The 12543-nt window shown below is 63.7% G+C and carries 8 protein-coding genes; 6 read left to right on the top strand and 2 right to left on the bottom strand.

Features of this window, described 5'->3' with window-relative positions:
• Positions 1-137: 137 nt before the first annotated feature.
• Together rplJ and rplL are read left to right on the top strand one after the other, a co-directional pair.
• The gene (gene rplJ / locus ASE96_RS01915) at positions 138-734 is read left to right on the top strand and encodes a 50S ribosomal protein L10 (RefSeq protein WP_056425194.1); all 597 of its coding nucleotides are present in this window, start codon (positions 138-140) and stop codon (positions 732-734) included.
• Between the two features lie 74 nt (positions 735-808).
• Positions 809-1183: a 50S ribosomal protein L7/L12 gene (gene rplL, locus ASE96_RS01920; protein ID WP_056425195.1), complete on the top strand. Its 375-nt coding sequence runs from the start codon at positions 809-811 to the stop codon at positions 1181-1183.
• A gap of 270 nt (positions 1184-1453) precedes the next feature.
• On the opposite strand, the gene ASE96_RS01925 is transcribed toward rplL, so the two are convergent.
• Both ASE96_RS01925 and ASE96_RS01930 read right to left on the bottom strand, forming a co-directional pair.
• Positions 1454-1981, bottom strand: coding sequence for an aminoacyl-tRNA deacylase (locus ASE96_RS01925; RefSeq protein ID WP_056425198.1), 528 nt, complete (start codon positions 1979-1981; stop codon positions 1454-1456).
• Between the two features lie 5 nt (positions 1982-1986).
• Complete coding sequence (locus ASE96_RS01930) at positions 1987-3186, bottom strand: acetyl-CoA C-acetyltransferase (RefSeq protein ID WP_056425201.1); 1200 nt, start codon at positions 3184-3186, stop codon at positions 1987-1989.
• A gap of 416 nt (positions 3187-3602) precedes the next feature.
• Here ASE96_RS01930 and rpoB point away from each other — a divergent pair, with 416 nt between their 5' ends.
• The 4 genes from rpoB to rpsG all read left to right on the top strand — a co-directional run bounded on the left by rpoB (position 3603) and on the right by rpsG (position 12485).
• The gene (gene rpoB / locus ASE96_RS01935) at positions 3603-7121 is read left to right on the top strand and encodes a DNA-directed RNA polymerase subunit beta (RefSeq protein WP_056425206.1); all 3519 of its coding nucleotides are present in this window, start codon (positions 3603-3605) and stop codon (positions 7119-7121) included.
• Between the two features lie 119 nt (positions 7122-7240).
• A complete protein-coding gene (locus ASE96_RS01940) occupies positions 7241-11140 on the top strand; it encodes a DNA-directed RNA polymerase subunit beta' (protein ID WP_056425211.1) in 3900 nt (1299 codons plus the stop codon).
• Positions 11141-11638: 498 nt separating this feature from the next.
• The gene (gene rpsL / locus ASE96_RS01945) at positions 11639-12013 is read left to right on the top strand and encodes a 30S ribosomal protein S12 (RefSeq protein WP_011692814.1); all 375 of its coding nucleotides are present in this window, start codon (positions 11639-11641) and stop codon (positions 12011-12013) included.
• 1 nt (position 12014) lies between these two features.
• Positions 12015-12485, top strand: coding sequence for a 30S ribosomal protein S7 (gene rpsG / locus ASE96_RS01950; protein ID WP_011692813.1), 471 nt, complete (start codon positions 12015-12017; stop codon positions 12483-12485).
• The last annotated feature ends 58 nt before the right edge of the window (positions 12486-12543 follow it).

Here is a 12543-nt window from a genome sequence, read left to right on the forward strand (position 1 = left end):
GCAGGTGAACGAAGCAAAGCTCCGCAGTCATGGACTGCGTCGAGACAAGCCCCGTGCATCTGCGCGGGGCGTTTTTAGTTTTTAGCTCTTTTGAGCGGGGACCGGGAAACACCGGCACTATCCCCGGAAGGAGGGTTATGGCAACGCCTAGCAAGGTTTCAGCAGTAGCTGAGATCACTAACGATTTCAAGGAATCGAACGCCGCTGTCCTGACCGAATACCGCGGGCTCACCGTTGCACAGCTCAAGCAGCTGCGTGTCTCTCTCGGCCAGGACACCAAGTTCTCGGTCGTCAAGAACACCCTGACCGCCATTGCAGCCAAGGAAGCTGGTGTCGAAGCATTCGACGGTCAGCTCGCCGGCCCCACTGCAATCGCGTTCATCAAGGGTGACGCAGTTGCCGCTGCCAAGAGCCTGACGGATTTTGCCAAGACCAACAAGCAGCTGGTTATCAAGACCGGTTACTTCGAGGGCAAGGCACTGAACGCCAGCGAAGTTGCTGCCCTGGCAGCACTCGAGTCCCGCGAGCTGCAGCTCGCCAAGGTTGCAGGCATCCTCAAGGCTCCTGCTGCCGCCGCTGCACGCATCATCGACGCGCTGCGCCTCAAGCTTGAAGAAGAGAACGGTGCACCGGCCGAAGCCGAAGCGCCCGCCGCTGAAGAAGCCCCGGCCGACGCTCCCGCTGACGCAGCTGCTGAGGCTCCGGCCGACGCCGCAGCCCCCGAAGAGAACTAACTCTCTAAACCAGACTCCGGTGTAAAGGCGAGCCTCCGGGCCGCCGCGCACCACTATAGGAAGGACGCCACACCATGGCGAAGCTCACCAACGAAGAGCTCATTGAAGCTTTCAAGGAACTGACCATCATCGAGCTCTCTGAGTTCGTCAAGCTCTTCGAAGAGACCTTCGAAGTTACCGCTGCTGCTGTTGCAGTTGCTGGCCCCGCTGCCGGCGCTGCTGCAGAAGAAGAGGAAAAGACGGCATTCGACGTCGTCCTCGAAGCTGCTGGCGACAAGAAGATCGCAGTGATCAAGGAAGTTCGCGCAATCACTTCCCTCGGCCTCAAGGAAGCCAAGGACCTGGTTGACAGCGCTCCGAAGGCTGTTCTCGAAGGCGTCACCAAGGAAGCTGCCGAGAAGGCTGTTGCACAGCTCGAAGAAGCCGGCGCACGCGTTACCCTCAAGTAACTCGCCGCTTCTGGAACCGGCCGGGAACCTCGTGTTCCCGTTCTGCTCCGGGAAACCCCGTCCACTCCGGTGGGCGGGGTTTCCTGCGTTCCGGGCGCACCGGTGCCTGACGTTCCGGCACACCGGTGCCAGCGTCCGCAGACAAGCAACGCGGGGTCACTCCGGCCCATCCCAGGTGTGGGACGGACGCGAAGTGACCCCGCGCTGGTTGTTAACCCGGCCCAGTTAACCCGGCCGGGTTAGATCGGCCGGGTTATATCGGGTGGCCGGTCAATTCGGTTCGGAGATGTCAGCGACGACCGCATCGAGGGCGGCGGTCAGGGCGTCGGCGTCCACGAAGGCGCTGTAGCCGTGTTCGCCGGCACCCATGGAAATCCGGCGGCCCGTGATGCTCCGGTCCGCGTACACGGGCCAAGCCACGGTGCTCCCCAGCGGGGTGATGGTGCCCCGCTCATAGCCCGTGGCATCCAGGGCGACTTCCGCCGTCGGCAGCGAGAGTTTGTTGACTCCGAGCAGCGCCCGGAGCTTGGGCCAGGAGATCTGCCGGTCGCCCGGGATGAGGGCGAACAGGAAGCTGCCGTCCTTGTGCTTGACCACGAGCGACTTCACGATATCCCCGGGCTGGATCCCCAGGATCCGTGCCGCCTCCTCGAGGCTGTTCGCGGCCAGCCGCTCGACGAGCCGGACGTTGAGGCCCCGCGCGGCGGCGGCGGCCAGGAACCGCTCCCGGCCGACGGGTCCGCCGTCGTCCGCACTTTCACCGGCCCGGCCCTTTCCCGGCGCTGCGGGATCCGTCACAGCGCTCAGTCGCGGTACAGCAGGAGGGCTTCGCCCTGGCCGCCGCCGCCGCACAGGGACACAGCCGCCTTCCCGGTGCCGCGGCGCTTGAGCTCGTGTGCGGCATGCAGCGCAAGCCGGGCGCCGGACGCTCCGATGGGGTGGCCCAAGGCGATCGCGCCACCGTGGAGATTGCACTTCTCCAGCGGGTAGTCGAGGTCCTTGAGCGACTGCACGGCTACGGAGCCGAAGGCCTCGTTGATCTCGATGAAGTCCAGGTCGGCGGCGGACCAGCCGGCCTTGTCCAGGGCGCTTTTGATGGCATTGGAGGGCTGGGAGTGCAGCGAGTTGTCCGGCCCTGCAACCTGCCCGGGCTTGCCGACGACGGCGAGGTACTCCAGACCGTTGTCCTCGGCGAACCGCCGCGAGGAGAGCACCAGGGCGGAGGCGCCATCGGACAGGGGAGAGGAGTTGCCGGCGGTGATGGTGCCGTCCGTGGCGAACGCTGCCCGCAGGCCGGCCAGGGAACCCGCGGTCGTGTCCGGCCGGATGCCTTCGTCCGCGGCCAGGATGACCGGGTCGCCCTTGCGCTGCTTGACGCTGATCGGGGAGATTTCGACGTCGAACACGCCGTCCTTGGCGGCCCGGGCGGCGCGCTGGTGGGACGCCGCCGCCACCTCGTCCTGGGAGGCGCGGTCGATCCCCAGCGTGAGGTTCCTGCTCTCGGTGGACAATCCCATGGACTGGCCGTCGAAGGCGTCGGTCAGGCCGTCGTGGGCTGCGGCGTCGAGGGCCTGGATGGAACCGTAGGTCCAGCCCTGCCGGGAGCCGGGGAGCAGGTGCGGTGCGCGGGTCATGGACTCCTGTCCGCCGGCCACCACCACTGTAGCGTCGCCGCTGCGGATCATCCGGGCCGCGTCGATCACGGCGGTCAACCCGGACAGGCAGACCTTGTTGATGGTCACGGTGGGGACGTTCCAGCCGATGCCGGCGCCGACGGCGCTCTGGCGGGCGGGGTTCTGGCCCGCCCCGGCCTGCAGTACCTGGCCCATGATCACCGAGTCCACCTGCTCGGCGTTGACGCCGCTGGCGGCCAGGGCTGCCTTGATGGCGTGGGCACCGAGCTGCACGGCCGTGAAGCTGGCGAGCTGCCCGTTCAGGCGGCCCTGGGGGGTGCGGGCGGCGGCGAGGATGACAACATCATTGTCGTCTGCAGAGTTGCTCATGGTTTTCTCTTCCGATCTTGGACGATATACAGCAAGGTTATCGTGACCCCCGTCACGGAGCCATTTGAGCGCCGGTTGAGCCCGCCGGGGCGTGGTCCGCGCGCTCTGCCGCCCTGTCTGCCGCATCCGGGGGCCCGGCCGATGTTTGCAATCCCGGGCGAAGTGGGGTAGACAAGTAGGTTGCTTTGCCGTATCGTAGATATTTGCGTCTTCCCTGTTTACCTTCAGCCTTCATATAGCGGTGGGCTTAGCCTGGCAGCTGCGCCATCAATGTGCCGTCAACAACGGCACCATCATGGTCAGCGCGGGTCCCGGGTCATATAGCGGAACCGGACTGGTAGCACTGCGGAGTCACTCTGCAGGGTGCATAACGGGGGAGATCTGAAAACGCCTGAAGGTCTGTGGAAGGATCCCTCTTGGTCGCCTCGAGCACCTCTAATGTAAACAACGCTGCAACCGCTATCAATGCCGACAGCACCGACGGTGCAACCCGCCGGCTCTCATTCGCAAAGATTCACGAACCGCTTGACGTTCCGAATCTGCTTGCCCTGCAAACCGACAGCTTTGACTGGCTGGTCGGAAACGAACGCTGGCAGGCACGCGTAGCCAAGGCCGTCGAAGAAGGCGACCTCAGCGTCGCCACCTCCTCGGGGCTGTCCGACATTTTCGAAGAGATCTCCCCGATCGAGGATTTCCAGGGCACCATGTCCCTGAGCTTCTCCGAGCCGGAGTTCGCTGATCCGAAATACACGATGGCCGAGTGCAAGGACCGGGACGCAACGTACTCGGCTCCGCTGTACGTCAAGGCCGAATTCATGAACAACAACACGGGCGAAATCAAGCAGCAGACCGTGTTCATGGGTGACTTCCCGCTGATGACCGAGAAGGGCACCTTCGTTGTCAACGGCACCGAGCGTGTTGTTGTCTCCCAGCTGGTCCGCTCCCCGGGCGCCTACTTTGAGCGCACCGCCGACAAGACCAGTGACAAGGACATCTTCACTGCGAAGATCATCCCGTCCCGCGGTGCCTGGTTCGAACTTGAAATCGACAAGCGCGACCAGGTCGGCGTCCGTCTCGACCGCAAGCGCAAGCAGTCCGTCACGGTGCTGCTGAAGGCCCTCGGCTGGACCGAAGGCCAGATCCTCGAAGAGTTCGGCCAGTACGACTCCATGCGCGCAACGCTGGAGAAGGACGCCACCGAAACCCGCGAAGACGCCTTGCTGGACATCTACCGGAAGCTGCGACCGGGCGAGCCGCCCACGGTCGAGGCTGCCCAGTCCCTGCTGGACAACCTGTACTTCAACTCCAAGCGCTACGATCTGGCCAAGGTTGGCCGCTACAAGATCAACCGCAAGCTCGGCATCGACCGCTCCCTTGGTGACAAGGAAGCGTCTGTCCTGCACGTTGAAGACATCGTCGCCATGATCAAGTTCCTCGTCGCACTGCACGCCGGTGAGAAGACCCTCACGGGCAAGCGCGACGGCCAGGACCACGAGCTGCGCGTTGAGATCGATGACATCGACCACTTCGGCAACCGCCGCATCCGCGCCGTCGGCGAGCTCATCGAGAACCAGGTCCGCACCGGCCTGTCCCGTATGGAGCGCGTTGTCCGCGAGCGTATGACGACTCAGGACGTCGAGGCCATCACGCCGCAGACGCTGATCAACATCCGCCCCGTCGTGGCAGCCATCAAGGAGTTCTTCGGAACGTCCCAGCTGTCCCAGTTCATGGACCAGAACAACCCGCTGTCGGGTCTGACCCACAAGCGCCGTCTGTCGGCGCTTGGCCCGGGTGGTCTGTCCCGTGACCGTGCAGGCATGGAAGTCCGAGACGTTCACCCGTCCCACTACGGACGTATGTGCCCCATCGAAACCCCTGAAGGCCCGAACATTGGTCTGATCGGTTCGCTGGCTTCCTACGGACGTATCAACCCGTTCGGCTTCATCGAGACCCCGTACCGCCTTGTGTCCGAGGGTGTCGTCTCCGATGAGGTCCAGTACCTCACGGCCGACGACGAAGCAGAGGTCCTGATTGCCCAGGCCAACGCTCCGCTCGACGCGAACAAGAAGTTCGCCGAAGAGACCGTCCTCGTCCGCGCCCGTGGTGGTGGAGGCGAGCCTGTGCTGGTTCCCGCCGCCGACGTCGAGTTCATGGACGTTTCCCCGCGCCAGATGGTGTCCGTTGCTACGGCCCTGATCCCGTTCCTCGAGCACGACGATGCTAACCGCGCACTCATGGGTGCCAACATGCAGCGCCAGGCCGTGCCGCTGGTCCGTTCCGAGGCGCCGTTCGTCGGTACCGGCATGGAGCGCGCCGCTGCAGTCGACGCCGGTGACGTTGTCATCGCGAAGAAGGCAGGCGTGGTGACCGAGGTCTCCGCTGAGCTGGTCATCGTGCTCAACGACGACGGTACGGAAACCAACTACCGCATCAACAAGTTCGCCCGCTCCAACCAGGGCAACTGCTACAACCACCGCGTTCTGGTGAGCGAAGGCCAGCGCCTGGAAGTTGGCGGCATCATCGCCGACGGCCCGGCAACGGACCAGGGCGAACTGGCCCTTGGCAAGAACCTGCTCGTGGCATTCATGTCATGGGAAGGCCACAACTTCGAGGATGCCATCATCCTGTCCCAGCGCATCGTGGCTGAGGACGTCCTTTCCTCCATCCACATCGAGGAGCACGAAATCGATGCCCGCGACACCAAGCTTGGTGCCGAGGAAATCACCCGTGACATCCCGAACGTGTCGGAGGAAGTCCTGGCCGGCCTGGACGAGCGTGGCATCATCCACATCGGTGCCGAGGTCGAAGCCGGCGACATCCTGGTCGGAAAGGTCACGCCGAAGGGCGAGACCGAGCTGACCCCGGAAGAGCGCCTGCTGCGCGCCATCTTCGGTGAGAAGTCCCGCGAAGTGCGCGACACCTCCCTGAAGGTTCCGCACGGCGAGTCCGGCACCGTGATCGGTGTCCGGGTCTTCGACCGCGACAACGACGACGAGCTGCCCCCGGGCGTCAACCAGCTGGTCCGTGTCTACGTGGCTGCCAAGCGCAAGATCACCGACGGCGACAAGCTCGCCGGCCGCCACGGCAACAAGGGTGTTATCTCCAAGATCCTCCCGATCGAGGACATGCCCTTCCTTGCCGACGGTACCCCCGTTGATATCGTCCTGAACCCGCTGGGTGTCCCGGGCCGTATGAACGTCGGCCAGGTGCTGGAAACGCACCTTGGCTGGGTTGCCAAGACCGGCTGGAAGATCGAAGGCGAGCCCGAGTGGGTCAAGCAGCTGCCGAACCTGCCGCGCGAGAGTGGCTCGACCACTGTTGCAACGCCGGTCTTCGACGGTGCGCGTGAAGAGGAAATCACTGGTCTCCTCGACTCCACCAACGTCACCCGCGACGGCGACCGCCTGATCAACTCCTCAGGCAAGACCCGTCTGTTCGACGGCCGCTCCGGCGAGCCGTTCCCGGATCCGATCTCGGTCGGCTACATGTACATCCTGAAGCTCCACCACCTGGTGGACGACAAGATCCACGCGCGCTCCACCGGCCCGTACTCCATGATCACGCAGCAGCCGCTGGGTGGTAAGGCACAGTTCGGTGGCCAGCGCTTCGGTGAAATGGAAGTGTGGGCGCTCGAAGCTTACGGCGCCGCATACACGCTCCAGGAGCTCCTCACGATCAAGTCGGATGACATCCATGGTCGTGTGAAGGTCTACGAAGCCATCGTCAAGGGCGAGAACATCCCGGAGCCGGGCGTTCCTGAGTCCTTCAAGGTCTTGATCAAGGAAATGCAGTCGCTGTGCCTGAACGTGGAAGTTCTTTCCACGGACGGAACCACAATTGAAATGCGTGACTCTGATGACGCAGTCTTCACGGCTGCGGAAGAACTGGGCATCGATCTGTCTCGTGCAGAGCCCAGTTCCGTAGAAGAGGTTTAGCAGGCAGGGGTCGGGGAAAAGCAAGCGGCCCCGCCGCGCTGTCTTTTCCCCGGCGCCTCCTCCCTCTTCCCGTAACCCAAGACTTCAGAATTTAGAGAACAAGAGAGAACAGGGACCATATGTCCAGCGAATCCTCCTTCGGCCTCATGCAGATCGGCCTCGCCACCGCGGAAGACATCCGTGGCTGGTCTTACGGCGAGGTTAAGAAGCCGGAAACCATCAACTACCGCACGCTCAAGCCTGAGAAGGACGGCCTCTTCTGCGAGAAGATCTTCGGCCCGTCCCGCGACTGGGAATGCTACTGCGGTAAGTACAAGCGCGTGCGCTTCAAGGGCATCATTTGTGAGCGGTGTGGCGTTGAGGTCACCCGTGCAAAGGTCCGCCGTGAGCGCATGGGCCACATCGAGCTGGCCGCCCCGGTCACGCACATCTGGTACTTCAAGGGTGTTCCGTCCCGCCTGGGCTACCTCCTTGACCTGGCACCGAAGGACCTCGAAAAGGTCATCTACTTCGCCGCCTACATGATCACGAGCGTCGACGCCGACAGCCGCCACGAAGAACTGCCCAACCTCCAGGTTGAGCACGACATCGAAAAGAAGCAGCTGATCGACAACCGCGACTCCGACATCGCCACGATCGCCCGCGACCTTGAGAACGAGCTTGCCCGTCTCGAAGGCGAAGGCGCCAAGGCTGCCGACAAGAAGAAGGCCCGCGACTCCGCTGACCGCCAGATGGCCAACGTCCGCAAGCGCGCGGATGCTGAGATCGAGCGCCTCGAGCAGGTCTGGGACCGCTTCAAGAACCTCAAGGTCGCCGACCTTGAAGGTGACGAGGGCCTGTACCGCGAACTGCGCGACCGCTACGGCATGTACTTCGAAGGCTCCATGGGTGCCGAGGCGATCAAGAAGCGTCTTGAGAACTTCGACATGCAGGCCGAGTCGGACATGCTCCGTGACGTCATCGCCAACGGCAAGGGCCAGCGCAAGACCCGCGCCCTGAAGCGGCTCAAGGTGGTCAACGCGTTCCTGACCACCAACAACAGCCCGCTCGGCATGGTGCTGGACGCCGTCCCGGTGATCCCGCCGGAACTGCGCCCCATGGTCCAGCTGGACGGCGGCCGCTTCGCGACCTCCGACCTCAACGACCTGTACCGCCGCGTGATCAACCGCAACAACCGCCTCAAGCGACTGCTTGATCTGGGTGCTCCGGAGATCATCGTCAACAACGAGAAGCGCATGCTTCAGGAAGCTGTTGACAGCCTCTTCGACAACGGCCGCCGCGGCCGTCCGGTCACCGGACCGGGCAACCGTCCGCTGAAGTCCCTGAGCGACATGCTCAAGGGCAAGCAGGGTCGTTTCCGCCAGAACCTCCTGGGTAAGCGCGTTGACTACTCCGGCCGTTCGGTGATCGTCGTCGGCCCGCAGCTGAAGCTGCACCAGTGTGGCCTGCCGAAGCAGATGGCACTGGAGCTCTTCAAGCCGTTCGTGATGAAGCGCCTGGTTGACCTCAACCACGCGCAGAACATCAAGTCGGCCAAGCGGATGGTCGAGCGTTACCGCCCGCAGGTCTGGGACGTCCTCGAAGAGATCATCACCGAGCACCCCGTGCTGCTGAACCGTGCACCTACCCTGCACCGTCTCGGCATCCAGGCGTTCGAGCCGCAGCTTGTTGAAGGCAAGGCAATCCAGCTTCACCCGCTGGTTTGTGGCGCTTTCAACGCTGACTTCGACGGCGACCAGATGGCAGTCCACCTGCCGCTGAGCCCCGAGGCCCAGGCTGAAGCCCGCATCCTGATGCTGTCCTCGAACAACATCCTGAAGCCGTCTGACGGCCGCCCGGTGACGCTGCCTTCGCAGGATATGATCATCGGCCTCTACCACCTGACCACCAAGCGTGTCGGTTCAGCTGGCGAGGGCCGGATCTTCTCCTCCGTGTCGGAAGCCATCATGGCGTACGACCTGCACGAGCTGCACCTGAACTCCCAGGTCAAGATCCGGCTTGAGGGCTTTGTGCCTTACGCCGGCTGGGAAGCTCCGGAAGGCTGGGAGCCGGGTCAGACCGTGCTCGTCCAGACCTCCCTGGGCCAGGTCCTCTTCAACGAGACCCTGCCCGAGGACTACCCGTGGGTTGAGGATGTAGCCGACAAGGGCGAGCTGTCCCGGATCGTCAACGACCTCGCGGAGCGCTACCCGAAGGTGGTCACGGCGGCAACGCTGGACAACTTGAAGGATGCCGGTTTCTACTGGGCCACCCGGTCCGGCGTCACCGTCGCCATCTCCGACATCGAGGTGCCCCAGGACAAGCCGCGGATCCTCGCCGGCTACGAGACCATGGCTGCCAAGATTCAGGGCCAGTACGACAAGGGCCTGATCGACGACGACGAGCGTCGCCAGGAACTGATCGAAATCTGGAACAAGGCAACGAACGAAATCGCCCAGGCGATGCGTGACAGCCTGTCCCCGATGAACACCATCAACCGCATGGTGTCCTCCGGCGCACGTGGTAACTGGATGCAGGTCCGCCAGATCGCGGGTATCCGTGGCCTGGTGGCCAACCCTAAGGGTGAGATCATCCCGCGTCCGATCAAGTCCTCCTACCGCGAGGGCCTGTCGGTGCTGGAATACTTCATCGCCACGCACGGTGCCCGTAAGGGTCTGGCTGACACCGCGCTGCGTACCGCCAACTCGGGTTACCTGACCCGTCGTCTGGTGGACGTGTCGCAGGATGTCATCGTCCGTGAAGAGGACTGCGGCACCGAGCGCGGTCTCATGACCGCCATCGCCGTGGCTGACGCCAACGGCGAGCTGGTCCTGGACGAGAACGTCGAGAACAGCGCGTACGCCCGTACCCTGGCCGTGGATGTCGTTGACTCCAAGGGCAAGGTCCTGGCCGCGGGCGGCACTGACTGCGGCGACGTCGTCATTGCCGAACTGTTCGCCGCCGGCATCACCGAGGTCAAGGTCCGCTCCGTACTCACCTGTGAGTCCAGCGTCGGCACCTGCGCCCTGTGCTACGGCCGTTCGCTGGCCACGGGTAAGACCGTCGACATCGGTGAGGCAGTCGGCATCATCGCCGCACAGTCCATCGGTGAGCCGGGCACCCAGCTGACCATGCGTACGTTCCACACCGGTGGTGCTGTTTCCTCCAGCGGTGGCGACGACATCACCCAGGGTCTGCCCCGTATCCAGGAGCTCTTCGAAGCCCGTACTCCGAAGGGTGTCGCACCGATTGCTGAAGCAGCCGGCCGCATCGCCATCGAAGAGTCCGAGCGTCAGATGCGCCTGGTCATCACCCCGGATGACGGATCCGAAGAGATCGCTTACCCGGTGCTGCGCCGTTCACGTCTTCTCATCGAAGACGGCGATCACGTCAGCGTCGGCCAGAAGCTCATCAACGGCCCGGTCGACCCCAAGCAGGTTCTGCGCATCATGGGCCCCCGTGCCGCGCAGAAGTTCCTGGTGGACGAGGTCCAGGGCGTGTACCGCAGCCAGGGCATCGGTATCCACGACAAGCACGTCGAGGTTATCGTCCGCCAGATGCTGCGCCGCGTCACGGTGATCGAGTCCGGCGAATCGGATCTGCTGCCCGGCGAGCTCGCCGAGCGCAGCCGCTTCGAGGATGCCAACCGCCGCGTTGTGTCCGAGGGCAAGACGCCGGCTTCCGGCCGTCCCGAGCTCATGGGCATCACCAAGGCGTCCCTGGCGACCGAGTCCTGGCTGTCCGCAGCTTCCTTCCAGGAGACCACCCGCGTCCTGACGCAGGCGGCCATGGAAGGCAAGAGCGATCCGCTGCTCGGCCTCAAGGAAAACGTCATTATCGGTAAGCTCATCCCGGCCGGCACGGGTCTCCCGCGCTACACCGAGGTCACCGTGGAGCCCACTGAAGAAGCAAAGGCCAATCTGTTCACCGGCCCCAGCGCGTTCAGTGACTTCTCCTACGATTCCCTGGGCGGCGACGGAGCTCCTGAGTTCCACGCCATCCCGCTGGATGACTACGATCTGGGCAGCGACTTCCGCTAACGGGCAGGGCGGGCCCTTTCGTGTCGCGTTCCGCGCCACGTAGGGACCCGGTCGCCCTGCCCTTGGTAGTTCAAGCCATGAACCACGGGATGGTCCCTCACCGCAAGGTGGGGGACCATCCCCGTTTAAACCGGGGAGCGGCCGACGTCGGAGGAGCCAGGTTCCGCGCCGATTAAGGGCTGGGACCCGTCCGTGTTAGACTTGAGACTAATTGTTATTGTGGCAGTGGATGAGTGCGCCGGTTTAGTTAGACAGCTGAGAGCTGAAGGCTGAACCAGGACGACGTTTCCGGTTTGCAGGGTTCTTGTGCAACGTATGCCACATTTTCGCATGCCTAGGGGCAATTCAGGATGGAAGTCCGTGGATCCCGGCGTGCGGTCCGACTATTAAGGCTTCGCCTCAGCTGCTCTGGAGAGAACTTCAAAGCTCGAGCGGCGGGGCGCAGCGACAAGAGAGCGGCTGCCAACGGCCGCTCCGGATAAAACGGAGAACACGAGAGTGCCTACGATTAACCAGCTGGTCCGCAAGGGCCGCACGCCTAAGGTCAAGAAGACCAAGGCTCCCGCGCTTAACGGCAGCCCGATGCGCCGCGGTGTTTGCACCCGCGTGTACACGACGACCCCGAAGAAGCCGAACTCGGCTCTGCGTAAGGTTGCACGTGTGCGCCTCAACGGCGGCGTTGAAGTCACCGCGTACATCCCCGGTGTAGGCCACAACCTGCAGGAGCACTCCATTGTGCTCGTCCGTGGCGGCCGCGTTAAGGACCTTCCGGGTGTCCGCTACAAGATCGTCCGTGGCGCCCTCGATACCCAGGGTGTCAAGAACCGTAAGCAGGCTCGTAGCCGCTACGGCGCAAAGATGGAGAAGAAGTAATATGCCTCGCAAGGGTCCGGCCCCCAAGCGGCCGCTAGTTCTAGATCCCGTTTACGGCTCCCCGCTGGTCACCCAGCTGATCAACAAGGTGCTCGTTGACGGCAAGAAGTCCACCGCAGAGCGCATCGTTTACGGTGCACTCGAAGGTGCTCGTGCCAAGTCCGGCGGCGACCCCGTTGCAGCCCTCAAGAAGGCCATGGAGAACGTCAAGCCTTCCCTCGAGGTCCGCTCCCGCCGTGTCGGTGGCGCCACCTACCAGGTTCCGGTTGAGGTCAAGCCGGGTCGCTCCACCGCACTCGCCCTGCGCTGGCTGGTTGGCTACTCGAAGGCCCGCCGCGAGAAGACCATGACCGAGCGCCTCCAGAACGAGATTCTGGATGCCTCCAACGGTCTCGGTGCCGCTGTGAAGCGTCGCGAAGACACCCACAAGATGGCCGAGTCCAACAAGGCCTTCGCACACTACCGCTGGTAATACTTCCCGGACGCCGCCGGCTCAACCGAGCCGGCGGCGAACGTGCAGTCCATCCGAA

This window comes from Arthrobacter sp. Leaf69 (assembly GCF_001422645.1).
GTDB lineage: Bacteria > Actinomycetota > Actinomycetes > Actinomycetales > Micrococcaceae > Arthrobacter.

Bases quoted from the DNA above. Each gene is read 5' to 3' on its own strand.
- rplJ (WP_056425194.1), top strand. From the start codon at position 138: ATGGCAACGCCTAGCAAGGTTTCAGCAGTAGCTGAGATCACTAACGAT.
- rplL (WP_056425195.1), top strand. From the start codon at position 809: ATGGCGAAGCTCACCAACGAAGAGCTCATTGAAGCTTTCAAGGAACTG.
- ASE96_RS01930 (WP_056425201.1), bottom strand. From the start codon at position 3,186: ATGAGCAACTCTGCAGACGACAATGATGTTGTCATCCTCGCCGCCGCC.
- ASE96_RS01940 (WP_056425211.1), top strand. From the start codon at position 7,241: ATGTCCAGCGAATCCTCCTTCGGCCTCATGCAGATCGGCCTCGCCACC.
- rpsG (WP_011692813.1), top strand. From the start codon at position 12,015: ATGCCTCGCAAGGGTCCGGCCCCCAAGCGGCCGCTAGTTCTAGATCCC.